The organism is Pollutimonas rozaliensis, from assembly GCF_048751585.1.
Lineage (GTDB): Bacteria > Pseudomonadota > Gammaproteobacteria > Burkholderiales > Burkholderiaceae_B.
In genome coordinates this window covers 128,040-152,801 of record NZ_JAZHOB010000010.1, presented here as the reverse complement: position 1 = coordinate 152,801, position 24,762 = coordinate 128,040, and the positions used below count along the sequence as shown (strand labels likewise).

Sequence of the window (24,762 nt, the reverse complement as noted above, 5' to 3'; positions counted from 1 at the left end):
TCAGCCGTCTCAGCCTTCAATGGATGCGCCGATTAATAATTACAGGCCTATAAAAGAAGATACGGCCCCGCCATCATCAAAAAGTGGGATCTGCAGCGAGGAAACACAGCAGCGGCAACAATCGGGTAACCACCCATTTCAAAATTACTACTAAATCCTACACTAGGGAATCAATAACTAGGAGGATGTATGGCAGAGGTTAAGCTAAAGGTCACCAAGCCCATTGAGATTCTGAATACCGATTCAGAAATCATCGTATCGAACAACAAAGATGGCAAAATCGGTACTTTAAAAATCAGCCGGGGAGGTATTGAGTGGTTGCCACGAGGGCATTCTGCAAATGCTCATAAATGCACATGGGAGAAATTGGCCGAGGTGCTGGAGGCCAACGTATCCAAAAAACGTATTAAGAAAGATTGAGCGCTGCAATGAGAAATCCCGCGCTTGGCGGCGCGGCCTACCCTTACCGACCGATTTGCCAGGCACTCGAAAGCTCACAGCACGCGGTGCAGCTCGTATCGGCCGGTTATCGAACAACTGGGTGCCATCATGTTTCGTCATACACCTATTTCCTTCAAGAATCGTTTCTTTTCCCACTCCGGTCAGGCTTGGCGCTTGTCCGCCGTGTCGGGGTCGGCCACTTCGAACTTGCAGCATTGCCGCTCGAACATGGCACTCTGTGCTTTTACGAAGAGTCAGTGCCAGCGACGGACTGTGCGAATGGGCCACCGCATTGATATGGTGTCGGGCGGGCCTACGGGCGTTCCATCGCCATCAGAAGTTGGACGCCAGGGGTTGCACGGGTTAGCCATCCTAGCCTCCCGCCGGCCAGCATCCCCACACGTCGTAGAATCGGAACCTCCAAATAATCGAGAGGGGCGAACTATGAGCGTCAGATAGTGCCTTCGAGGTGATCCTGCGGGGCTACGAAGCTGAACGCGAGAAGGAATAGCAAAAAATTTTGCTCACTAGTAACTAAATAAAAATTTTCAATTCAAAGCTTTTTCGAGGTAGGCATGGATGAGTTCAAAAGGCGTATCAAGCATCATATCGAGCACGTCAAAAACGTGGGTAATCACTGCACGACAGAGGAAACTACCAAACAAGCCCTCATTCTTCCTCTACTCGATATATTGGGGTTCAGCCCCTACGATCCGACCAAGGTCAAAGCTGAATATGGTGCAGATTTCCCAGGCGTTAAAGCTTCTGAGCGCGTCGATTACGCATTGTTTAGTAACGGCATCCCGGTTTTATTCATCGAGGCTAAAGCTTATTCGGAACACCTGACTAATCATTGCCCTCAACTGTCCAGGTACTACAACGCTACGCCTGAAGTCGCAGTAGCCGCCATTACCAATGGTCGAGAATGGCGATTTTTTACTGATCTGGATAATCGCAACATCATGGATCCTGAGCCCTTCCTGCTCATAGACCTTGAAGTTGCAACTGACGATGTTGCTGAGCAGCTTGGTCGATTTCATTATGACCGGCTAGAGCCGAGTACGTTGCGTGCCCTTGCTGAAGAAAACGTCTACCTCACAGCTTTCAAAGATGCCATCACTACTTCACTTAAAGACTGCGACACAGACTTCGTGCGCTACATAGCGGGGCGGGCTGGTATTAAACGGTCAATGACCAGCAAGTTCCTCGATAGCATTCAACCCATCGTCAAACAAGCAGTGGCCCAATCAGTCAGTGCCATGGTAGCCACCAGTCTCTCGTCGGTACCCGAGGCAGTGCCGACAGCAGCACCAATTGAAATTGTTCCAGATGAAGACGCAGATATCGTGGATTCGGAGAACGAAAAAATCGTCACTACCCCAGATGAGCGGCGTCTTTTCAATATTTGCGTCGACATACTACCTGACGAGGACTTGCAGGCGCGCGACACAGAGTCTTATTTCTCTGTAGTGCATGGCGGTAAATCAAACCGCTGGATATTCCGATTCTGGGGTGACAAAAAACATCCAGCCATGCAATTTATTGTGCCCCTCACTGGCGCGGACAAGATCGAAATTGCACGCGCCGGCCTTCAGGTCGGAACTAATGACCATATCCTGCTCGACAAACCAGAAGATCTGTATCGTCTTGCTGGCATAGTCAGAGACTCTCTTATCTATTGCAAGAATGATGACAACTTTAGACGCAAGGGGCGCGAAGCGGCTGCCGTCGAATCCACAAGCACCTGATGGACTGATTTGCGCGCAATGTCCGGTACAGAGACCGATCGCCAGGGCAAAAATCCCACCGCTCTACTCGGCCACACCGACCGCCCGACCACCGAAATCTATCTGTGCGATAAACCCCGAAGATCGTTATCGGCCCGCACAAGAAAGCTGGATAGGCATTCAGTTCTGGACAAACAGTATTAGACAGACACCAGGTTCTTAGGCAAGAAGGCCTGAAAACCCGCATGATAAACGCTTTCAGAAACCATTATGTATTCCGTCAATACCTAATGGCTACGGCAACAATTCAGCCTGGGCCGCAGCCAAGTAGTGGTAAAAATTGCGTATCAAAGCCGCCGTCGCGCCCCAGATGAAATAGGACTGCCAGGTCATCGAAAAATAAAACCGATGCCCGCCGTCAGGCAGGTTGGCCCGATGCAGGCGGTGCTGGCGCGCATCCATCAATACCGATAGGGGAACTTCGAAAACCTCGGCCACTTCGGTCTCGTCGGGCGTGATCGTGAAACCGGGGCGGATGACGCCGATTACCGGCTTCATGGTAAAGCGCGTGGAAGTAAGAAAACTGGGCTGGGTTCCGATGATCTCGATGAATTCCGGCGCCACGCCGATTTCTTCCTGGGTCTCGCGCAAGGCGGCGGCCGCGGCGCTAAGGTCGCGCGGCTCGATGCGTCCGCCTGGAAAACTGATCTGCCCCGCGTGATCGTATAAGTGCGAAGCGCGCCGGGTGAACAATACATGCAGGCCGGAAGGACGCTGCACCAAAGGGAAAAACACAGCCGCCTGGACGATATCCTTTTGAACCAGTTCGTCGTCGGTATGAAAGGATGTGGAAAAGACGGGCTCAACCTGCCAGTTGATCTGGCTTGAAAATGCCTTGCAAATGAAGTCCAGCGAAATACTGGCGTCAGCCAAAGGCGGCAAAACCTCGCTCGGCACGACAGGCTGCGTCTGCGGATCAAAGCTGGGAACGACGATACGCCTGGCTTGCGGAGGTAATAAGCTTTCGGACATAAAATTCATAAAACAAAGGCACCCGCCGGGTGCCTTTGTTGGTTTGCATCGGGATAGCCCTGCTTATTCGGCAGTGCCCTTCTTGGCCGACTTGCGAACCAGTTTCTCTTTGATGCGAGCGGCTTTACCCGAACGGCTGCGCAGATAATAAAGTTTAGCACGGCGTACATCGCCACGGCGCTTTACTTCGATGCTGGCAATTTGCGGGGAATACAGCTGGAACGTACGCTCGACCGCTTCGCCCGACGAAATCTTGCGAACGATAAAGGACGAATTCAGGCCGCGATTGCGCTTGCCGATGACAACGCCTTCGTAGGCCTGCACGCGCTTACGCGTACCTTCGACAACGTTTACATTGACGATAACGGTATCGCCAGGGCCAAATACGGGTTTGGCTTCGCCGCCGGTAAGGCGCGCGATTTCTTCTTGTTCAATAGCTTCGATCAGGTTCACAGTGAACACTCCAGGTTTCATCTTGATGCGGGCGTTTTTAATTAAGCATCGCTTTTAAGTACCGCTTAAAGTTTTATCAAAACACCTTAAAGCTAATGGGTACTTATAAGCACTACTGCGCCTACCCGTCAGAGGATGAGTTAGCAAAGCCTGCCATTATACGGGGAAACCTGGACTTTTAAAAGCCCCCCGCCACCCCCAGCCACATAAGGCCGGGAATGGTGGCGCCCCAGGCTGCCACCATGCAAATATCGGCAACCATGGCGCCGCGGGTCAAGCCGCCGGATTTGTCCTGGCCGCGACGGGCGGGAAAAGGCCATTTGGACGGAAGTTTCTTAGAGTGCTGAGCTTGCATTGTTTTTCTCGCATAGAAAGCGGCGGTTGGCGTTTGTATGATTACCTGCCGCAGACTGCCCGCCGAAAGGCCTGCACACCAATACTGGTTAAAAACACAGCTAATCCATAAAACACACTGTATAAAACAACAGTTCTTTTTGCAAGCGTTTATTTCACTCCTAGGTGGAAATACCACGTTTCTTAAATGCGCTGCGGTCTTGAAAAGCAGCAAAAAACCCGCCGAAGCGAGCCTTTCCATAGGAAACAGCTTGCTTGGGCGGGTCTGAAATCCAGACACCCCGGCGTCCAGGCCGGGACGAAAGGATATTGCTTTGTTACTTGTTGGGCTGAGGCGTAATGCGCAGGTAAGGACGCACGGCGGTGTAGCCCTTGGGGAATTTTTCCTTCAGGACGGCTTCGTCCTTGATCGAAGGAACGATGATCACATCGTCGCCGTCTTCCCAGTTGACCGGCGTCGCCACGCTGTGGCTGTCGGTAAGCTGCAGGGAATCGAGCACACGCAGGATCTCATTGAAATTACGGCCCGTGCTGGCCGGGTAGGTAAGAGTCAGGCGGATTTTCCGGGCCGGATCAATGATGAAGACCGAACGCACGGTGGCCGTCGTGCTGGCATTCGGATGGATCATGTCGTACAGGTTGGAAACCTTGCGATCCTCGTCAGCCAGTATGGGATATTCCACCTTGGTCTTCTGGGTATCGTTGATGTCTTCTATCCACTTGCGGTGCGATTCCGCATCGTCGACCGAAACAGCGATGACCTTGGCATTACGCTTGGCGAACTCCCCGGACACAATCGCGGTATATCCCAGCTCGGTGGTGCAGACGGGCGTGAAGTCGGCCGGGTGCGAAAAAAGCACCCCCCAGCTATCGCCCAGGTAGTCGTAGAAACGGATTTTTCCTATGGAAGAATCCTGCTCGAAATCAGGGGCGGTATCGCCCAGGCGCAAAGTCGTCATGGCAGCTCTCTTAGTAAAACAACACACAGAAAAGGTATGCCTTATATTTTGGCAGCATAAGCAAGCTTAAGGAAATAAGATATTCGTATAACCTTATGTTCCGATTGCCGTAGAAGCATACCGGTTTACAACACTTCCCTCCAGGATGGTGGCCGACAGGGATTCAGCCCGCGGCAGGATGGAAGCCGCATAGAACACCGCCGTCGCAAACTTCCGCCTATGGAAGTCCGTTGCGCTCCCCGCAGCCTCGTGCTCCAGGCAGGCCAGCGCGGCCCTGGCCATTTGCCAGCCCGCATGCACCACGCCCGCCAGCATCAGATAAGGAACACTGCCCAGGAATACCGCCCGCAGCGCGTCGCGCGCATTGGTCAGCATGAAGCCGCCGGCCTGCTCATAGGCGTCAACCGCCCGGCTCAATCGTTGGGCCATCATGGCCAGGCCGTCGGCATCGGCGCCGCCCTTGGCGGCCGCCTGCTCAAGCAGTTGCACCGTCGCGCGCATTTCTTGCGCCAATGCCTTGGCCACGGCCCCGCCGTCGCGCAGCAGCTTCCGCCCTATAAAATCGTTGGCCTGTATCGCCGTGGTACCTTCGTAAATCGGCAAGATGCGGGCATCGCGATAATACTGCGCGGCACCCGTTTCCTCGATGAAACCCATGCCCCCGTGCACCTGCACACCCAAAGATGCGACCTCCACCGAGGTCTCGGTGGAAAAGCCCTTGACCACCGGGACATAATATTCGTACAGCGCCTTGTTCCTGGCACGCTCGGCCGGATCGGCATGCCGGCGCGACTTGTCGCAAGCAGACGCCGCCACATAGGCCAGGGCGCGCGACCCTTCGGTCAAGGCCTTCATGGTCAGCAGCATGCGTTGCACATCGGGATGATTGGCAATGGCCACCGGCCCGTCCGACCCTTCCAGGGCCTGCCCTTGCAGGCGGTCTTGCGCATAGGCCGTGGCGTGCTGCAGCGCCCGCTCGGACAAGGCCACCCCCTGAATGCCCACCGCGTAACGCGCCGCATTCATCATGATGAACATATATTCCAGCCCGCGGTTCTCCTCGCCGACCAGATAGCCGACAGCGCCCTCGCCCACTTCGCCCTTGCCCGATCCATACAGGAGCACGGCGGTCGGGCTGCCATGTATGCCCAGCTTGTGCTCCAGCGAGGCACACCAGACGTCATTGCGCTTACCCAGCGAGCCATCATCGCCGACCAGGTATTTCGGGACAATGAATAGCGAGATTCCCTTCACGCCCTTGGGCGCATCCGGGGTACGCGCCAGCACCAGATGCACGATATTTTCCGCCATATCGTGTTCGCCGTAGGTGATGAATATTTTCTGGCCGGAAAGCCGGTAGCTGCCATCGTCCTGCGGGACCGCCCGGGTTGTGATCAGGGCAAGGTCCGAGCCCGCCTGCGGCTCGGTCAGGTTCATGGTGCCTGTCCAGCGGCCTTCGAGCATGGGCGGTATGAAAACAGACTGCTGCTGTTTGCTGCCCACCGTCGTCAAGGCCTCGATAACGCCGTCGCTCAGCAAAGGGCACAAGGAAAACGCCAGATTGGCCGCGTTGATGTTTTCGCTGGCCGGAGCGCCGACAAGTTTAGGCAGCCCCTGCCCGCCCCACTCCTGCTCATGTTGCAGACCCTGCCAGCCGCCTTGGGCAAACTCGCTGAAAGCCTGCTTGAAGCCGGGCGACGTCGCCACGCTGCCGTCCGACCATTTCGCCGGAGAGGTATCGCCCTGGCGGTTGAGCGGCGCGATGGCCTGCTCTACGAAACGGGCATTTTCCTCTAGCACCGCGTCGACCAGATCCTCGGAAACCTCTTCAAACCCAGGCAAGGCAAGAACGCCATCCAGATCGGCCAGTTCTTTGATAATGAAGCGTATATCCTGGGTAGGGGCGCGATAAGTCATATTGTCTCCGTGAGTCAACTAATTAACAGGCCGTCCGATTTGGAATTCTTGATTGATGGCAGTGTCGTATCCAAGCCATTTTGCCATAACTTGCGGACGCATCGCCTTGCCCACTTCAGGCATCAAGGAACAATCACTATGGGGCCCAAAGGCTTGCGCGATTCAAGATCGGCATGCACCGCGGCCACATCGTCCAAATTCGCGCGACGCTGTATATCGACGCGTATGGCGCCCTTTCTTATCGCTTCGAAGACTCCGTCGGCCAGCAGCCTTAATTCGGCGGCATCCTGAACAAATGTGGCCAATGTCGGCTTGGCAAGAAAAACAGAACCCTTCTGAGCCAGCACGCCTATGTCAAAGGGAGGGACGGCACCGCTGGCCTGTCCGTAACTGACCATAAGCCCCAGCGGACGCAGGCAATCCAGTGACCTGAAAAAAGTATCCTTGCCTATCGAATCATATGCGGCATCGACGCCCCGCCCGGCCGTAAGCTCTTTTACCCGGGCCGCGAAATCGCCCTGATTATGCAGGACCACATGATCGCAACCCGCCGCTTGCGCAATGGGCAATTTATCGGTTGATCCGACCGTTCCAATGACGGTCGCGCCCAAATGCTTGGCCCACCGGCACAACATTTGCCCAACTCCACCCGCGGCGGCATGTACAAGCAGGGTGTCTCCATGCCTGACAGCATGGATTCTGTGAAGCAAATAGTACGCTGTAATGCCTTTCACCATGCAGGCGGCGGCCTGTTCATCGGAAATAAAATCAGGCAGCTTGACCAGCCGTGACGCAGGTATGAGGCGCTTCTGGGCGTATGCGCCCCTAACCATGCAGTACGCCACACGGTCTCCCACGCTGAAATCGACGACGCCCGGCCCGACCTGCTCGATTACCCCGGCCGCCTCTACACCCAGTATCGCGGGATGCGCAATCGCGTACTGCCCTTCGGTCGCCGTCCGATGGTACAGATCGATAAGATTGACGCCTACGGCCGTTTGCCGCAGCAACACCTCGCCAGCGGCCGGCGGATCCAACTTCACCGACGCAACGGTAAGAACCTCGATGCCTCCTGGCCCGGTGGTCTGGACAACTTTGACCATGTCAGTCGCCCTTGCGCAAATCAGCGCGGCCGGAGACCACATTAAAGATAAAGCTGAAGTCCTTGCCGCCATAACCCTCATCGACCGCAGCCTGGTACAGGGCAGCCGCCTGAGCCGCGATCGGCGTAACCGTCGACACATCCTGAGCGGTGCTTTGCGATAAGCGCATATCTTTCAGCATCATGGCCATGGCAAAGCCGGGCGCGTATTCCCGATTGGCCGGCGAAGCCGGCGCAGGACCGGGAACAGGGCAATAAACCTGCAAGGCCCAACAATTACCCGAGGCTTTCGTCATCACGTCATACGCTGTCTGGTACTGAAGGCCAAGACGCTCAGCCAGAGTCAAGGTTTCGCTTAGCGCGACCATGCTCATGCCAGCCATCATGTTGTTGCAGATTTTCATGGCTTGGCCGCAGCCCGCCTCGCCCACGTGAACCTGAGATGTTCCCATGCACTTCAGTATTGGAACCGCCTGTTGGAAAGCGGCCTCCGTGCCGCCGACCATGAAGACGAGCGTACCGGCCTCGGCGGCAGGGACCGCCCCCGAAACCGGAGCGTCGACCATGACGAAACCCGCGGCGGATGCGGCTTGGTTGACGGCCCGCGAGCTCTCGACGTCGATGGTTGAACTATCGATCAGAAGGGTGCCGGGACGAGCGTTCTCCAGAACCCCACCGGTCCCTTCGTAGACGGTGCGCACATGCTGCCCCGTCGGCACCATCGAAATGACAATCTCGGCTTGCCTTACAGCCTCGGCGATGGAAGCTGCCGCTTTCCCGCCAGCAGCAGCCAACCGGTCGCGATATGCTTCCAACAAATCGAATCCCGTTACCTCGTGACCCGCTTTCAATAAATTTTTGCACATGGGCAATCCCATGTTGCCCAGACCAATAAATGCAATTGCCGACATGGCGTTCTCCTGTGGCGTAAGGCGTAAACAGGGCTCGGGAGCAGGCAGTGCCGCCCCCGGCCATTCTGGTTTCAGTTTCGATTTCAGCTTTTCTGCTTGACTAATTCGCACTTGCTTTCAGCAAGCGGGATCGTGACCTGATCAGCGGAAAGCGTGCGAAGAACCTTGTAGTAATCCCAAGGTCCCTTGGACTCCGAGGGCGTCTTGACCTGGATCAGATACATATCGTGTTCCATACGGCCGTCCGCGCGTACCTTGCCGTTCTTTGCAAAGAAGTCATTGACCGGCAGTTCCCGCATTTTTCCGGCAACCACTTTCCCATCGAGCGTGCCGGCGGCCTGAGCCGCTTTCAGATAATGAAGAACCGATGAATAAACGCCCGCTTGAACCATGCCCGGCTTGCGCTTGGCCCGCTCTTCGAACTTCCTGGCGAACTCCCGGCTTTCATCGTCGCGATCCCAATAGTAGGCCGTTGTCGCAACCAGGCCTTTCGCTTTATCCAGCCCCAATGCATGTACGTCGCTGATCACAAGCGCCAAAGCCACCAGGCGCTGCCCCTGCTCCACCAAGCCGAAATCGGCCGCTTGCTTGATGGAATTCACCGTGTCGGTTCCGCCATTGGCCAAACCGACAATCTGGGCCTTTGAGGACTGTGCCTGCAACAGGAAGGAAGCGAAATCCGGTGTATTGACCGGGTGATTGACCTGACCCTGCACAGTTCCGCCGTTGCTGGTAACGGTTTTGGTCAAGTCCGCGGCCATCTGCGCGCCAAAGGCATAGTCCGCCGCAAGGATGTACCAGTTCTTTCCGCCATCCTGCAGAACGCCGCGCGCGGTACCGACCGACGAGGCATACGTATCGAAAGCCCAATGGAAGCCTGTGGGCGAGCAGCTTTCGTTCGTCAGCCTGGTGGAAAATGGCCCTGACGCCAACGTAATTTTCCCGCGCTCCTTGGCAAGCCCCTGCACCGCCAGCGCAACGGCTGAATTGGTCAAGTCGGCTATGACCTCAACCTTGTCGACATCGAACCATTTGCGGGCGGTGGATGTAGCGATATCGGTTTTATTCTGGTGGTCGGCGGAGATCACCTCGATTTTCTTGCCCAGCAGTTTTCCGCCAAAATCATCGACCGCCATTTGAGCGGCAATCACCGATGTCACACCGCCAAAGTCGGAATACAAGCCCGATTGGTCATTCAAGACGCCAATGCGCATTACATCATCAGCAGCTAAAGCGCTGGATGCCGCCAAGCATGCGGCCACGCCCAGGGATATCATTGTTTTTTTCATTTTCATGTCTCCTTATTTGGTACTAATCCAAATTGATTATGATGGTTTTCTTGTGAGTGAAATGCTCCAGCATCGCCTCCAGAGATGCTTCCTTGCCAAGGCCAGACTGCTTTATGCCACCGTATGACAGCCCGGGCTGGGCCACGATGTTCTGATTCACTTGAACCAAGCCCGCCTGTAGACGCTGTGTGGCATCCATGGCGACCTTCAGGCTTCTGGTCCAGATCGTTGCGGCAAGCCCAAAATCGGAATCGTTGGCTTGCTCGATGACATCCTCATAGTCCGTGAATGGAATTACGCAGGTCACGGGGCCGAAGATTTCCTCGCGGGCTACACGATGGTCATTTGCGATACCCGTAAAAATCACAGGCTGAACAAAAAGACCCTTCTTGAATTGCGGATCGTCGGGCACCGACGACAGGCGGTGGATCCGTACGCCGGGCGCCTGTTCGCCCATCTTTATGTATGAATGCACCCGCTCGAACTGCCCCGGGGAAATAATGGTGCCGATATCCGTTGCCTCATCGAGCGGATCGCCCATTTTCATGGCGTTGACCTTTTCGGCCACTTTATCCACGAACGCGTCCACAATGGACTCATGCACGAACATGCGCGACGCGGCGGTGCAACTCTGTCCCTGGCGCGTAAAGCGCATTCCGGCCACAGCGCCCGCCACGGCTTTATCCAGATCGGCATCATCCATGACGATCATCGGGCTTTTTCCGCCTAGCTCCAGCGTAACCGGGATGAGCTTTTCCGCCGCCGCGCGCGCAATATGCCTTCCGGTCTCGACAGAACCGGTAAAGGTGATCTTGCCCACCTTTGGATGTTCGACCAATGGGGCTCCGCACTCGGGGCCAAAGCCCGACAGAATATTGGCGACGCCCGGCGGCAATACCTGGTTCATTATCTCGATGATGCGCAAAGCCGCTAATGGCGCCTCTTCCGCAGATTTGACGACCACGGCGTTGCCAGCCGCAAGGGCCGGCGCAATCTTGAACGCCATCAGCATCAACGGCGCGTTCCAGGGAAGAATGGCGCCTACGACACCAATGGGTTCGCGCTGGGTCAAGGTCATCATCGTGGGCGAAAACGGAATCGTTTCCCCCTTGAGCTCTCCGGCCAACCCGCCGTAAAACGTAAAGCAATCCGCGACCACCATGGCCTCGGGCCGGCTTTCCGTCCGGATTGCCTTGCCGGTTTCCAGGGCCAGCAACTGAGCGATTTCCTCGGCCTGCTCCTGCAAACGAGCGGCGCACTCATTCAGCAGTTTGCCTCGTGCGCGAGCAGGCATCCTGGCCCACTCTTTCTGGGCCTTCACCGCCGCGTCAACCGCCGCGTTCACATCAGCGCCGGTGCCGTTGGCCGCCCGCCCGATCTCCAGGCCGGTCGCCGGGTTCACGACCGGGAATGTTTCGCCCGACGCGGCGGCAACAAGCCGGCCGCCAATAAAATGATTACCCGACAAGCGACGCGCCAAACCCGCCGCGGCCTTGCCTGTATGCAATGTATCAGCCAAAATTGTCTCCTACCCTAAGTTTGTTGTACTGGTCCAATATTGCGACGCCAAATGTCCGATTCCACGGAGCAAGCGCTCGAAGCAAGATTACAAAAAAGCTCAGTTTGCCGTTTCTCGGCTCAATTTGGCCAACCGCAATCCCTGCTCTCCCTCTTGCCTGGCGAAACGGGTGAATTCCTCGACCGATTCGGATGGAGCCACCTCTTCGTACACCGTCGCAAAGCTTTGCTTCACATCGGGACTCTCGAGCACTTGATTGCTTGCCTTGAACAAGGTATTTACAATCTCCGCGGGCGTGCCCTTGGGCGTAAAGATTCCCCACCAGTTTGTAATGCTGTAGCCGGGCAGGCCAAGCTCTGAAACTGGCTGGTATTGGGAAATGAGCGCCGACGGTTTCGCCGACGTAATGCCCAGGCCTATCGCCTTGCCCGTATCGATGGCGGTACGCGCGGAGGGCGCCGTGGCGAACGAAATGTCGGTGTCTCCGGCAGCCACCGATTGCGTGGCCGCCGCGCCACCCTTGTACGGAATATGCATCAGCTTGATCTTACCCAGCTGCATGAACTCCACTGCTCCAAGGTGAGTGATTACGCCGTTTCCGGACGATGCCACATTGATGGTGCCGGGTGCCTTCCTGGCCCTTGCCAGCAGATCCTCCACGCTGCTTATGCCCGATTTCTTGCTGGCAATCAGTATCATGGGAGAAGTGGTGAGCCTGGCCACAGGCATGAAATCAGCAGCGGTGTAGTTCACATCGTAAAGTGCGGTGTCGCTTCCCATCACGCTGGCATTGCCCAGGTACAAGGTGTATCCGTCCGGCCTGGCCTTGGCCACCATGCCGGCGGCGATCGTCGAGCCGGCACCCGGCCTGTTCTCGACGACGACAGGCTGCTGCAGTATCTTGCTCAATGCATTGGCATATACCCTGCCGACACTATCCGCCCCTCCGCCGGGCGGGAATCCCAGAACCAGCGTAATGGGCTTGGTCGGATATGCCGTCGCCGCGGACGCTGCCGTCGCGGCACACATTGCCAGGCCCATAATCATTATTCGCGAAAATTTTTTCATGCTTATCTCCTGCATTAGTTATTTTTCTGTCTCCTGAGCGGTAGGACGCTCAGGACCCGGTAAATACGGGCGGCCGCTTTTCCTTCCATGCCAAGGCCCCTTCCGCAATATCGCGTGACGCCTCCGATCGACGCACTTCTTCCTCGATCTCGTCGATATCGGCCTGCGCACGGGCAATCCGATTCAAATGCTTTTTGATTCCCAGCAAGGCTATAGGCGCCATCGCCGCCAGCACGCCGGTAAGCTCATCCACACGCTCCGTCAAGACCTCCTCGTCGACCAGGTCAGTCAGGAATCCAATACGCAGCATTTCCTCCGCCTCTATCTTTTCGGCTGTCAGGAAAAGCCGTTTCGCCTGATTGAGCCCCAGCCGGGATATATAGCGGGACATGCCTCCTGGATAGAAATGCAATCCCAGTTTGGCTGCGGGCATGAACATATTCGCGGCGCGCGAACCAACCCTGAAGTCGCACGCCAAAGACAAATCCGTGCCGCCTCCGTATGCCCCGCCCTGTATCGCTGCGATGGTGACAGGACGGGCGTTTTCGATGATGTCTATGGTTTCACCAAAAAATAGAGAGCTGGGCGCATCGGCGGCGGCTAGAGAGGAAATGTCGTAGCCGCTGCAAAAATACTTGCCTTCCCCAACGAAGCGCAGGACCAGGATGCCTTCGCTCTGATTCACGACATCGATGTGGCCGCGAAGCACCTGCAAATCCATCGGGCTCAAGCGATTGGCCAGAGCCGGCTTGCGGAACCGGATGGTTGCCACCGCTCCGTCCATGACCAACGCCGGTACGGCGGGATCATTTACCCATTGCTTGTAAGAAGTCATGTTGTCCATTTCTGCCCGTGCTCAGTGATCGAATGCGGTAAACATCAATCAGCTTGATGAATCACTTTCTTTTCAAGTAGGCGGCGGACCTCGCCGGCATCAAAACCGTAATCGGAGAAAACGCTAGCCGTATGCTGTCCCAGCAGCGGTGGCGCGGTGCGAACCGAGCCCTCGTCCATATTCGAAAGATTGACGGGCAGCCCGACTTGCTTCAGTTCGCCTACCGTGGAGTGATCCGCACTCTGGACTATGCCGCAGGCCAACACTTGCGGATCGTTGAACACGTCCTCAAGATTGTTGATGGGTCCCGCTGGAATACCATGCTCGATCATCAATGGCGTCCATTCCATTCTCGTCTTGCGTTTCAGGCTGGACTCGAGCAATTCCTTAAGGGCATGCCTGTTCTGCATACGCTGTGCGTTCGTAATGAAACGAGGGTCAACCGTCAGCTCATCAAGCTCCAGAATGGAGCAAAGCTTGGTCCACATTGCTTGAGTCGCCGGGGCCAGATTCAGGGGGCCATCGGCCGTATCGAAAGTGCCATAAGGAGCGATAACCGGATGCACATTCCCGCAGGGCGCGGGCACCTCGCCCACGCTGAGATAACGCTGTCCCTGCACGCTGAGCAGCCCCATCAAGCTGGCAAGCAAAGAGGTTTCCACATGCTGTCCTCGGCCCGTTTCCTTGCGCTCCACCACAGCCGCCAGAATTCCGATGACCACCCACATCCCGGCGGTTAGATCCCCTATCGCCGTGCCCACCCTGGTCGGACCCGATTCCGTCGTGCCAGTCAGGCTCATGAAGCCCGAATAACCTTGAGCGATCTGATCGAAGCCCGCCCATGACTTGGCGGGACCCTTGCGGCCGAAGCCTGAGATCGACGCCATGATGATGCCGGGTTTTTCGCTGGCCAGTTCTTCGTAGCCCAAGCCCATGCTCTCCATGGTGCCGACCTTGAAATTCTCCACGACGATATCGGACTTGAGGGCCATTTTCTTTATCAGCCCCAGACCTTCGGAGCTGCGAAAATCGATCGCTATCCCTTTTTTATTTCGGTTGGCGCTAAGATAATAAACACTTATATCGCTATCGAAAGGTCCCCATTGGCGCACCATATCGCCGTCGGGCGTCGGCTCGACCTTGATTACTTCGGCCCCGAGATCGGCCAGTATCATTGTGCTGAAAGGCCCCGACAGGGCGCGGGTCAGATCCAAAATCTTCAGCCCGGCTAAGGGTAGGCTCATGCTGGTTATCTCCTTCCTATTTCATTTCATTCTAGGCATGGAAAAACAACAAGGAAAATACTTTTTTACGATGAACCAATAAGTTAATCTTATTCCTTACAGCCACCCTTCTCACAAGCACTCCAGAAACCATGAACCTGAAGCAATTGCAGTACTTCGTACGAGTGTTCGAGATGCAGAACATGACCAGAGCCGCGGAAAGCCTGCATGTCGCTCAACCGGCGCTAAGCCAGCAAATCGCCTTGCTGGAGGACGAGCTCGGGGTGCGCTTGCTGAATCGAGGCGCCAGGGGAGTGCAGCCGACATCCGAAGGCGCCCTGCTCTATCGCCACGCGCAGACCATACTCAGGCAGATCGATACGACGCGCAGCCTGCTGGCCAAGAATGACACCCGCATCGCAGGTACCGTTTCGATCGGATTGGCTTCAAGCACCGCCCGCATGATCGCCCTGCCGCTCATGAAGCTGGTCAAGCAGGAATTTCCTGGGATAGTGCTTGAAATCGTCGATATCCCCAGTGCCGATCTGACCAAGCTTGTGCTCCAGGGCCGAGTGGATTTTTCCCTGTCTCCCGATCAGCAATCCATTAAAGGCATAGAGATCACACCTCTTCTGATCGAAGACCTATATCTGCTGACCCACTCAAGCGTGAAGCTCCCCCAGAAAAACGTCCCCATCGACCGGATCGTGGCCATTCCTCTGATACTGCCCAGCCTGCCCAACCAGCTAAGGGCGCGGGTGGACCACGCCTTTCTGTCGGCGCGCCTGACCTACAACCTGTTCGCCGAAGCCAGTACGTCCGCCATTCTGATCCCGGCCGTTCGTGAAGGGCTGGCCGCCACCATACTCCCCTACTCCGCAGCACAGCCGGAAACCGTCAGCGGCATCATCCGTCCTCATTCCTTGGATTTCGATCTGTCGCGCGAAATTTCCTTGTGCTCCAGCGTTGGGGCGCCGGAGAATCCAGCCGTCCAGAAAGTAATCTCGCTGACCAAGGCACTGATCAAGCAACTCATTCGCGACAAATATTGGCCTGGCTGCAGGGTACTGTACTGATACATACAAAAAGGGCCTGCGGCTAACAAGCCGCAGGCCCTTTGGGTTCAACGCGCCGATTATCGGCTATCGCACCAGGTTACAAAGCCTGAACCAGTTCCGGAACAGCCTGGAACAGATCGGCCACCAGGCCGTAATCGGCCACGCCGAAAATAGGCGCTTCGGCATCCTTATTGATGGCGACGATGACCTTGGAGTCTTTCATGCCCGCCAGATGCTGGATGGCGCCTGAAATACCCACCGCCACATACAACTGGGGCGCCACGATCTTGCCGGTCTGGCCGACCTGCCAATCGTTGGGCGCGTACCCCGCATCCACCGCGGCGCGCGAAGCGCCAAGCGCCGCACCCAGCTTGTCGGCCAGCGCATCCAGAATCTTGAAATTCTCGGCGCTGCCCAGGCCGCGCCCGCCCGATACCACCACCGATGCGCCAGCCAGTTCCGGACGGTCGCTTTTCGCGACCTCGCGGCCCACAAAGGAGGACAGCCCCGAATCGGCCGCGGCGCTCAAGGACTCCACCGCCGCGCTGCCGCCCTGGGCGGACACGCCGTCGAACGCCGTGGTGCGCACGGTGATGACTTTGACTGCATCGGACGATTGCACCGTGGCAATCGCATTGCCCGCATAAATGGGGCGCGTGAAGGTGTCGGCGGACTCGACCGAAAGAATGTCGGAAATCTGCGCGACATCCAGCTTGGCCGCAACACGGGGGGCCACGTTCTTGCCCGCCGCCGTCGCAGGGAAAAGAATATGGCTATAGCCGCCTGCCACCGCCAATACTTGCGCGGCGACGTTCTCGGCCAGGCCCTCGGCCAGCGCCGGTCCGTCGGCCAGCAGCACCTTGGCCACACCGGCCACCTGCGCGGCCTGGTCGGCCACGTCCTTGGCGCCGTTTCCCGCCACCAGCACATGAATGTCACCGCCCAACTTGGAGGCCGCGGCGACTGCGTTCAGCGTAGCGCCCTTCAGTTGCGCGTTATCGTGTTCAGCAATTACCAGTATCGTCATTTAAACCACCTTCGCTTCATTCTTCAGTTTGTCGACCAGCGTTGCCACATCGGGCACGGTAATGCCCGCGGAACGCGCCGGCGGCTCGGAAACCTTCAGCGTCTTCAGGCGCGGGGCAACATCCACGCCCAGGTCTTCCGGCGTGATGACATCCAGCGTTTTCTTCTTGGCCTTCATGATGTTGGGCAGCGTCACATAACGCGGCTCGTTCAGGCGCAAATCGGTCGTGACGATGGCCGGCAGCTTCAGCGAAAGCGTTTCCAGCCCGCCATCGACTTCGCGCGTGACCGTGACCTTGTCGCCCTCTACGTCGACCTTGCTGGCAAAGGTGGCTTGCGGCCAGTCCAGCAAGGCGGCCAGCATCTGGCCGGTCTGGTTGGCATCGTCGTCAATGGCCTGCTTGCCCAGGATGACCAATTGGGGCTGTTCCTTGTCGACCAGGGCCTTGAGCAGCTTGGCCACGGCCAGGGGCTGCAGCTCGGCGTCGGTCTGCACCAAGGCGGCGCGGTCGGCGCCGATGGCCATGGCGGTACGCAAGGTTTCCTGGCATTGCGCAACACCGCAGGAAACCGCGATGATCTCCGTTGCCACGCCCTTTTCCTTCAAGCGCGTGGCTTCTTCGACCGCGATCTCATCGAAGGGATTCATGGACATTTTCACATTGGCGATATCCACGCCGCTTTGATCGGACTTTACGCGCACTTTGACGTTGTAATCAACGACACGCTTGACGGGTACCAGCACCTTCATCGAGCTCTCTCCAGAGGTTCTAAAAAAAACAGATATATAAACGGCTTATTCTACAACGTTGCCAAGGCCCGGATATGCGCCACCACGCTGCGCCCAAGCGCCGACAGGCTGTACCCGCCCTCCAGCAGGCTGATCACCCTGCCCTGGGCGGTCTCATTGGCAAGTTCCACGATACGGCCGGTGATCCACGCATAGTCCGATTCGACCAGTCCAAGCTGGCCCATGTCGTCTTCGCGATGGCCGTCAAAACCGGCGGATATGAAAATAAGCTCGGGCCGAAACGCCTGCAAACGCGGCATCCAGGCGTCGTCCACCAGCATGCGCAGGGCGTCTCCTTTCGTATAGGCATCGACCGGAATGTTCATCATGTTATCGGCGGGCGGATCCTGGCGCGTCCCCGGAAACAAGGGGTGCTGGTAAAAGCTGCACATCAGGATCCGTGGGTCTCCGGCGAACATTTCCTCGGTGCCATTGCCGTGATGGACATCGAAGTCGACGATGGCCACCCGATTCAGGGCGTATTTTTCCAGGGCATAGGCCGCGGCGACCGCGATATTGTTGAACAAGCAGAACCCCATAGCCTGGCCGGGCCGGGCATGGTGCCCGGGTGGCCGGACGGCGCAGAAGGCGGTGCGATCCCCGCCGCCCATGACCGCATCGACAGCCGCAATGCCGGCGCCCGCGGCCGCCCATGCGGCCTCCAGCGTATGCGGATTCATTACCGTGTCGGGGTCTATGGGGAAATAGCCGCTGGCGGGCGCATGCTGGCGCAGGTAGGCCAGATATTCAGGCGTGTGCACGCGCAGGACATCGGCTTCGGTGGCCGGTGTGGCCTGAATCTCGTGGACATAGTCCATCATCCCGCTCGCCAGCAGTTGGTCGTTGATGGCATCCAGCCTGTCGGGGCTTTCAGGATGCCAGTTTCCCATTTCATGCAAGCGGCATGCGGGATGAGTAATATAGAGAGTCGCCATAAGGATGATTATGTTCAAACCAGTCCGTATATTGCAAGTCGGATCCATCGCCGTATTCCTGGCGGGTTGCGCCGCCAATAAAACCGCCGCCCTGGCGCAAGCGCCACAGGGCTCGCCGGCGGCTCCCACACACATTTCCGCCCCAACCGCGACGCAAGCGATTCCGGCTTCTGGCAGCACGGATTCCATCAAGGCAGGCTCCTCTGTTGTCGGCCGGACGGTCTATCGCCAAGCTGACGGCCAGCTCATACCCTCCATGCAAGCCTATGCCAGCGAGATCACTCGCGTTCGCCACATACCGCTTGCGCACGTGGAGGCCTTGCTCAAGGACGCCCAGTACAACGCCACGGCGGCCAGGCTGATGGCGCCGGCCAAGACGCGCATACGCCGCAGCTGGGTCACGTACCGGAATCGTTTCGTGGAGCCCGTGCGCATCAATGCCGGCCAGAAATTCTGGGAACAGAACAGATCCACCCTGGACCGGACGGCACGCGAGTATGGCGTGCCGCCGTCCATCATCGTGGCCATCATAGGCGTTGAAACCATTTACGGCCGGCACACCGGCAACTTCCGGGTGCTGGATGCCCTGGCCACCCTTGGCTTCAGCTATCCCGACGACAGCCGGCCCGAGCGCAGCCAGCTATTCCGCGATCAACTGGCCGACCTCATCCAGCTGGACTACGAAAAGAAGCTTGACGCCAAAGAGGCCATGGGTTCGTTCGCCGGAGCCATGGGCCTGCCGCAATTCATGCCCGGAAGCCTGATGCGCTATGCGGCCGACGGCAATCGCGACGGCCGCATCGATCTGCTTTACAGCGTCGACGACGCCATTGTCTCGGTGGCGCGCTTTCTGCGACTGCACGGATGGGTTCCGGGCTTGCCTGTATTCGCCCCTGCAACCTTGCCGCGCAATCCGCAGGCCATGGTCGTCGGAGGCCTGTATCCCACCTACGATTGGACTCAATTGCAGGCCCAGGGAGCGGCGCTGCGCCCTTCGCCAGGTACGCAGGCGCAGAACCCATCCGCACGCACCAAGAATCATCAAGTAGCCATGGCGGCCGACTGGCGTGGGCAAAAGATGGGCATTGTGGATTTGCTGGACGAGCCGCGCCAACTTGCCGAATACCGTATCGGCACGCCCAACTTCTTTGCCATCACGCACTACAACCGAAGCTATTTCTACGCCACCTCGGTCGCGGACCTGGCCAAAGCCCTGTCCGACCGCATGGGATACGGCGGACCGGACTGAGGTCCCGTCCACCCAAGGGAAAGCCCCGCGGCCCCCTTTTAGTTGAAAACGCCCGTCGACAAGTAACGGTCGCCGCGATCGCATACGATGAATACGATGGTGGCGTTTTCGACGCGGGCGGCCACCCGCATGGCGGCGACCAGGGCTCCGGCCGACGATATGCCGCCGAAGATGCCTTCGTCGGCGGCCAAACGGCGCGCCATGTCTTCGGCTTCGGTCTGAGAAATCAGTTCAAACTGATCCACCTGTTCCGGATGATAAATGGCGGGCTGATAGGCTTCGGGCCATTTTCGTATGCCTGGAATCTGCGAGCCTTCCGCCGGCTGGGCCCCGACAATCTGTATGTCCTTGTTTTTGGACCGCAGGTAGCTGCCTACGCCCATGATGGTGCCGGTGGTCCCCATGGCGCTGACGAAATGCGTGATCTGGCCGTCGGTCTGCTGCCAAAGTTCGGGGCCGGTGGTTTCGACGTGCGCCAGGGGATTGTCGGCATTGGCGAATTGATCCAGCACCTTGCCTTTGCCCTCGGCCTGCATGCGTGTCGCCAGGTCGCGCGCGTACTCCATGCCGCCGTCCTTGGCCGGTGTAAGAATGAGTTCGGCGCCATAGGCCGTCATGGACGCGCGCCGCTCCACCGACAAGTTATCGGGCATGATAAGTATCATCTTGTAGCCGCGCACCGCGGCCGTCATGGCCAAGGCAATGCCGGTATTGCCGCTGGTGGCCTCGATGAGGGTATCGCCCGGCTTGATGTCGCCGCGCTGTTCGGCGCGGCGGATCATCGAGCTGGCCGCGCGATCCTTGACCGAGCCCGCAGGGTTGTTGCCTTCAAGCTTGGCCAGGATCACGTTGCCGCGCCGCTCGCCGAACTCGCCCGGAATGCGCTGCAGCCGTACAAGAGGCGTTGCGCCGATGGTATCTTCGATAGTGAGGTATTTTTTCATGCTGGAAATAATACACCCAAGCGCCTGACCGCGGCATGACAACGTCGCAACGGCTATTTGGTACGCGCCCGCTGGCTGGGTGGAGCGGTCGAAGCCGGGCTTGCCGCCCGATCGCCGGCCTTGCCTGGCGTAGCGGCCATGGTTCGGCCGGAAGGCGATGAGGACATGGTCGAACCCGGGCCGGAAGCCGAACCCGAACCTACGGTAAGCCCCGACGCTTGCAGCGCGGCCGCTTTTTTCGGCCCTATGCCCTTGACCCGATCGGAAAGGTCGTCCAGCGATTCGTAGCGGCCTCCTCGTGCGCGTTCTTCAATGATGACTTGTGCTGTCTTGGGCCCGATGCCGCGCAATTCGCGCAATTGTTCCTGCGTGGCGGCATTGACGTCGATCGCGAATGCCAATCCATGCATGGAGACGGTGCCGGCGAGGACGCCAAGCGCCAGGCCGGCCAGCGAAGGGCGGCGTCTTGCAGTCCGCGCGACCAGTACCGGCCCGAACTTTGCGCAGGCCTTTTCGGCCCACGGACGGGCCACGGTGGATTCAGTGAAAGGATTCATGAGCAGCCTCCGATAGTGAAGTGAAAGGAAGCTTGCAAGTCCGCCTGGACGGAACCGGCCCGCTTCCTGACTGCAATGATCCCAATATCACTCTTGGACGGATAGCGGCTGCACAGTCAATGATCCATGCGTAAACCTACCCTGCCACGCCATTGCCCCGCCCCTGCACGCTAGATCCGGCCCTGCTCCAGCAACGTCCTTGCGTATTGCGCCACTCCCGTCTGGACATCGCGGAACGGTTTGTCGTAGCCGGCGGCGCGCAATTGGGTCAAGTCCGCCTGCGTATGGCTTTGGTAGCGCCCCTTGAGGTCGTCCGGGAAAGCGATGTACTGGATCGCTTTCTTGCCCACCAGATCCTGCAAGGACAGTTCGGGCTGATCGTGGCTGGCGCGCAAGGTATTGACGACGGTGCGCGCCACATCGTTGAAAGGCTGCGCCCGCCCCGTTCCGCAATTGAATATGCCCGATATTTGCGGATGATCGAGGAAGAACAGGTTGACGTCCACGACGTCGTCGACATAGACGAAGTCGCGCAATTGCCCGCCATCGACATAGCCGTCCCATCCGCCGAACAGTCTTACATGGCCCTCGGCCTGGAACTGGTTCATGTTGTGGAAGGCGACCGATGCCATGCGCCCCTTGTGCTGCTCGTTGGGCCCATAGACATTGAAGTAGCGCAAGCCCACGACGGGCGCGGAAAGCGCGTCCAAATGGCGGCGCAATACCTGATCGAACAAGTATTTGGAATAGCCGTACACGTTCAACGGCGATTCATACAAGGGATCTTCGACATACACCGGCCCCGCGCCGTAGACGGCCGCCGAGGAGGCATAGATCAGGGGAATCTTGCTTGCCTGGCAATGCTGGAACAGCTCCAGCGTGACGCGGTAATTGTTGTCCAGCATATAGTGCCCGTTACGCTCGGTGGTATCGGAACATGCGCCCTGATGGAATATGGCTTCGATATTCTGGATTTGCCCCTTGGCAATGCGCTGCCTGAAATCATCCTTGTGCAGGTAGTCGGCAATTTTCCCGTCGACCAGATTCAGGAACTTATCCCCTTCGGTCAAGTCGTCGACCACGAGAATATCGGTATGGCCGCGCAGGTTCAGCCCGCGCACGATATTGCTGCCGATGAAACCGGCGCCTCCGGTTACAACTATCATGATAATTCTCCCGCGTTTACGACCGATGTTCCAAGCTTTCCCACAACGACGCCGCCAGCACGATTGGCCCACAACACCGCATCGAACCAGGACAATCCCGCCGCGCGTGTAACGGCCAGCGCGGCCAGCACGGTATCGCCCGCGCCCGACACATCGAATACTTCATGGGCGTGCGCATCCGTGTGCTCACGGCCCTCTTCGGAGAACAAGGTCATGCCTTGCTCCGACCGTGTGACCAGCAATGCCTCCAGATCCAGATCGGTCCGCAATTTCTGTGCGCGCCGCTCCAGGTCGTCTTCGTCCTTCCAGCGCCCCACGGCATCCTGCATTTCAGAACGGTTGGGCGTAATGACGGTGGCGCCGCGATAGCGCTGATACAGATGCCCCTTCGGGTCGACCAGCACCGGGACACCGGCCTCGCGCGCCGCGGCGATCAGGACCTCGACCCTGTCCAGGGCGCCTTTTGCGTAATCGGAGAGCACCAGCATATCGTGCTGCGCAATCAATTGCCTGGCCAAGGCATCCAGCCTGTCCAGGCATTGGGTGCCCGGTCCTTCTTCAAAATCCACGCGCAGCAACTGCTGCTGGCGACCCAGCACACGCATTTTCAGGGTGGTGGGCGAGGTGTCGTCGGTGACCAGGCAGGAATTGATGCCCGCCTCGCGCGCCAGCGCCGCCACCCTGCCGCCGGCCTCATCGCTGCCGACTATGCCCAACAGGCTCGCTTGCGCGCCCAAAGCCACTATATTGCGCGCGACGTTGGCTGCGCCGCCCAGCCGGTCTTCGCGGCGCGCAACGCGCACCACGGGAACCGGCGCCTCGGGGGAAATGCGATCGACTTCCCCGAACCAGTAGCGATCGAGCATGATGTCGCCCGCCACCAACACTTTTACGCGGCTTACCGCCTCTGCCGGAAACGGCATCATTTCATCTCCTCCAGACGGCGGGGTTCATAGGTTTCCCAGGAATTGCAGCCGGGGCACTGCCAGTAGAAGTGGCGTGCCTCGAAGCCGCACACGCGGCATGCATAGCGGTCCAGCCTCTGGGTATGCTTGTGGATCAGGGAGCGCAACAGGCTCAGGTCGGCGCCCGAGGCGATATCGGCGGCTACCGTGGAGACCTGCACTGCCTGGCCCTTGCCGTCGACCACCGCGCCGCTTGGAGGGCTTTGGTCTTCGTGGGTGGCCAGCTCGGCCTCCAGCAGCCTGTCCAGGCCCAACAGCGAAGGATGCGCCCGCAGCGCCTCGCGGGCGAACGCCCAGGCGGGCTTGTATCCCTGCTGGGCGCGAAGTTCGCGGAAAACCACATTGAACATGTCCAGCGAAGGATAACGCAGATAATGCGCCCGAAGCACCTCCAACCCTTCGGCCTGCTGCCCCACCCGGCGGTAGCATTCCAGCAGGTCGCCGGCGATAAGGCTGGCATATTCGGGAGCAATGGTCAGCACCGATGCCAGATAGGCGCGCTCGCGCTCCGGCTTGTTGTCCAGGCGTGACAATTGCGCCCGCAGCATGGCGATGCGCGCTTCGGACGCCTGGCCGTGGGCCTGGCCCCGCAATGCCGTCGCGGCATGGTCGGCCGCATCCAGTGCCTGGCTGGCCGCCGTCAGGTCGGGCGATTTGCCCGCCATGGCCGATACGGCGCGCTCGCATTGGTAATGCACCAACTGGGGCACCGGCTCGTCGATCAGGGCGCGCAAGCGCTTGACCGCCTCAATGGCGCGCGGCCAGTCGTGTTCGGATTCGTATATGCGTATCAGGGCGCGTACCGCGGGCACAGCGAAACGTGTATCGAGGACTTGCTCAAAGGCCTGCTCGGCGCGATCCAGCATGCCGGCCTTCAGGAAATCCTGGGCCAGTTCATGTTGGGCGCTTTCGCGATCGGCCTGCGGAAGATCGGCGCGTGAAAGCAGGCTTTGATGCACCCTGATGGCACGTTCCATTTCGCCCCGGCGGCGGAACAGACTGCCCAGCGCAAAATGCAGCTCGGACGTTTCGGGGTCCAGTTTGGCAACCTCGATGAACGCATCGATGGCCCTGTCGGGCTCTTCATTGAGCAGGAAATTCAGCCCCTTGAAATAGGAGTTCGGCAAAGACCGGGTTTCGGAAAGCATCTGCCTGAAATCCACTCGCGCGGCGATCCATCCGAGTGCGAATAGTAAAGGCAGGAATATCAACCACCAGGGTTCAAAATCCACTGAGTTCAAC

24 protein-coding genes are annotated in these 24,762 nt (G+C 58.2%); 4 read left to right on the top strand and 20 right to left on the bottom strand.

What is annotated here, in order from left to right; all coding sequences use genetic code 11:
- The first annotated feature begins 189 nt into the window (after positions 1-189).
- Together V0R37_RS18935 and V0R37_RS18930 are read left to right on the top strand one after the other, a co-directional pair.
- Positions 190-420: a hypothetical protein gene (locus V0R37_RS18935; protein ID WP_420376026.1), complete on the top strand. Its 231-nt coding sequence runs from the start codon at positions 190-192 to the stop codon at positions 418-420.
- 596 nt (positions 421-1,016) lie between these two features.
- Positions 1,017-2,189, top strand: a complete 1,173-nt coding sequence (locus V0R37_RS18930; RefSeq protein ID WP_420376025.1) for a type I restriction endonuclease — start codon at positions 1,017-1,019, stop codon at positions 2,187-2,189.
- 273 nt (positions 2,190-2,462) lie between these two features.
- On the opposite strand, the gene V0R37_RS18925 is transcribed toward V0R37_RS18930, so the two are convergent.
- From V0R37_RS18925 to V0R37_RS18870, 12 genes are all read right to left on the bottom strand, one after another.
- On the bottom strand, positions 2,463-3,200 hold the full coding sequence (locus V0R37_RS18925; protein WP_420376024.1) for a CoA pyrophosphatase: 738 nt from the start codon (positions 3,198-3,200) through the stop codon (positions 2,463-2,465).
- Between the two features lie 63 nt (positions 3,201-3,263).
- Positions 3,264-3,653: a 50S ribosomal protein L19 gene (gene rplS / locus V0R37_RS18920; protein ID WP_420376023.1), complete on the bottom strand. Its 390-nt coding sequence runs from the start codon at positions 3,651-3,653 to the stop codon at positions 3,264-3,266.
- A gap of 178 nt (positions 3,654-3,831) precedes the next feature.
- Entirely contained in the window at positions 3,832-4,008 is a 177-nt protein-coding gene (locus V0R37_RS18915) for a hypothetical protein (protein WP_420376022.1), read from the bottom strand.
- A gap of 316 nt (positions 4,009-4,324) precedes the next feature.
- A complete protein-coding gene (locus V0R37_RS18910) occupies positions 4,325-4,966 on the bottom strand; it encodes a peroxiredoxin (protein ID WP_420376021.1) in 642 nt (213 codons plus the stop codon).
- A 93-nt stretch (positions 4,967-5,059) separates the two neighbouring features.
- A complete protein-coding gene (locus tag V0R37_RS18905) occupies positions 5,060-6,883 on the bottom strand; it encodes an acyl-CoA dehydrogenase (protein WP_420376020.1) in 1,824 nt (607 codons plus the stop codon).
- Between the two features lie 122 nt (positions 6,884-7,005).
- Positions 7,006-7,986, bottom strand: coding sequence for a quinone oxidoreductase family protein (locus V0R37_RS18900; RefSeq protein WP_420376019.1), 981 nt, complete (start codon positions 7,984-7,986; stop codon positions 7,006-7,008).
- Position 7,987: 1 nt separating this feature from the next.
- Positions 7,988-8,896: a 3-hydroxyisobutyrate dehydrogenase gene (gene mmsB / locus V0R37_RS18895; protein ID WP_420376018.1), complete on the bottom strand. Its 909-nt coding sequence runs from the start codon at positions 8,894-8,896 to the stop codon at positions 7,988-7,990.
- 83 nt (positions 8,897-8,979) lie between these two features.
- Positions 8,980-10,185, bottom strand: a complete 1,206-nt coding sequence (locus V0R37_RS18890; RefSeq protein WP_420376017.1) for an ABC transporter substrate-binding protein — start codon at positions 10,183-10,185, stop codon at positions 8,980-8,982.
- 22 nt (positions 10,186-10,207) lie between these two features.
- The gene (locus tag V0R37_RS18885; protein ID WP_420376016.1) at positions 10,208-11,704 is read right to left on the bottom strand and encodes an aldehyde dehydrogenase family protein; all 1,497 of its coding nucleotides are present in this window, start codon (positions 11,702-11,704) and stop codon (positions 10,208-10,210) included.
- Between the two features lie 99 nt (positions 11,705-11,803).
- Positions 11,804-12,772, bottom strand: a complete 969-nt coding sequence (locus tag V0R37_RS18880; protein ID WP_420376015.1) for a tripartite tricarboxylate transporter substrate-binding protein — start codon at positions 12,770-12,772, stop codon at positions 11,804-11,806.
- 49 nt (positions 12,773-12,821) lie between these two features.
- Entirely contained in the window at positions 12,822-13,607 is a 786-nt protein-coding gene (locus tag V0R37_RS18875; RefSeq protein ID WP_420376014.1) for an enoyl-CoA hydratase/isomerase family protein, read from the bottom strand.
- Positions 13,608-13,651: 44 nt separating this feature from the next.
- Entirely contained in the window at positions 13,652-14,851 is a 1,200-nt protein-coding gene (locus V0R37_RS18870; RefSeq protein ID WP_420376013.1) for a CaiB/BaiF CoA transferase family protein, read from the bottom strand.
- Positions 14,852-14,982: 131 nt separating this feature from the next.
- On the opposite strand from V0R37_RS18870, the gene V0R37_RS18865 reads away from it, so the two are divergent.
- A complete protein-coding gene (locus V0R37_RS18865) occupies positions 14,983-15,906 on the top strand; it encodes a LysR substrate-binding domain-containing protein (RefSeq protein WP_420376012.1) in 924 nt (307 codons plus the stop codon).
- Positions 15,907-15,985: 79 nt separating this feature from the next.
- On the opposite strand, the gene V0R37_RS18860 is transcribed toward V0R37_RS18865, so the two are convergent.
- The 3 genes from V0R37_RS18860 to V0R37_RS18850 are packed head-to-tail and all read right to left on the bottom strand — an operon-like array spanning position 15,986 to position 18,639.
- Positions 15,986-16,915: an electron transfer flavoprotein subunit alpha/FixB family protein gene (locus V0R37_RS18860; RefSeq protein WP_420376011.1), complete on the bottom strand. Its 930-nt coding sequence runs from the start codon at positions 16,913-16,915 to the stop codon at positions 15,986-15,988.
- Positions 16,916-17,665, bottom strand: a complete 750-nt coding sequence (locus tag V0R37_RS18855; protein ID WP_420376010.1) for an electron transfer flavoprotein subunit beta/FixA family protein — start codon at positions 17,663-17,665, stop codon at positions 16,916-16,918. It lies immediately after the preceding gene.
- Positions 17,666-17,715: 50 nt separating this feature from the next.
- Positions 17,716-18,639: a histone deacetylase family protein gene (locus V0R37_RS18850; RefSeq protein ID WP_420376009.1), complete on the bottom strand. Its 924-nt coding sequence runs from the start codon at positions 18,637-18,639 to the stop codon at positions 17,716-17,718.
- Between the two features lie 10 nt (positions 18,640-18,649).
- Here V0R37_RS18850 and mltB point away from each other — a divergent pair, with 10 nt between their 5' ends.
- Complete coding sequence (gene mltB, locus V0R37_RS18845; RefSeq protein WP_420376008.1) at positions 18,650-19,888, top strand: lytic murein transglycosylase B; 1,239 nt, start codon at positions 18,650-18,652, stop codon at positions 19,886-19,888.
- Between the two features lie 38 nt (positions 19,889-19,926).
- On the opposite strand, the gene cysM is transcribed toward mltB, so the two are convergent.
- The 5 genes from cysM to lapB form a co-directional block, all read right to left on the bottom strand.
- Positions 19,927-20,832, bottom strand: coding sequence for a cysteine synthase CysM (gene cysM, locus V0R37_RS18840; RefSeq protein ID WP_420376007.1), 906 nt, complete (start codon positions 20,830-20,832; stop codon positions 19,927-19,929).
- 53 nt (positions 20,833-20,885) lie between these two features.
- The gene (locus V0R37_RS18835; RefSeq protein ID WP_420376006.1) at positions 20,886-21,389 is read right to left on the bottom strand and encodes a ComEA family DNA-binding protein; all 504 of its coding nucleotides are present in this window, start codon (positions 21,387-21,389) and stop codon (positions 20,886-20,888) included.
- Positions 21,390-21,559: 170 nt separating this feature from the next.
- Positions 21,560-22,555, bottom strand: coding sequence for an ADP-glyceromanno-heptose 6-epimerase (gene rfaD, locus V0R37_RS18830; protein ID WP_420376005.1), 996 nt, complete (start codon positions 22,553-22,555; stop codon positions 21,560-21,562).
- Complete coding sequence (rfaE1, locus tag V0R37_RS18825; protein WP_420376004.1) at positions 22,552-23,481, bottom strand: D-glycero-beta-D-manno-heptose-7-phosphate kinase; 930 nt, start codon at positions 23,479-23,481, stop codon at positions 22,552-22,554. Before rfaE1 ends, rfaD begins: the two co-directional genes overlap by 4 nt.
- Positions 23,478-24,752, bottom strand: a complete 1,275-nt coding sequence (gene lapB / locus V0R37_RS18820) for a lipopolysaccharide assembly protein LapB (protein ID WP_420376003.1) — start codon at positions 24,750-24,752, stop codon at positions 23,478-23,480. Before lapB ends, rfaE1 begins: the two co-directional genes overlap by 4 nt.
- Positions 24,753-24,762: the final 10 nt, after the last annotated feature.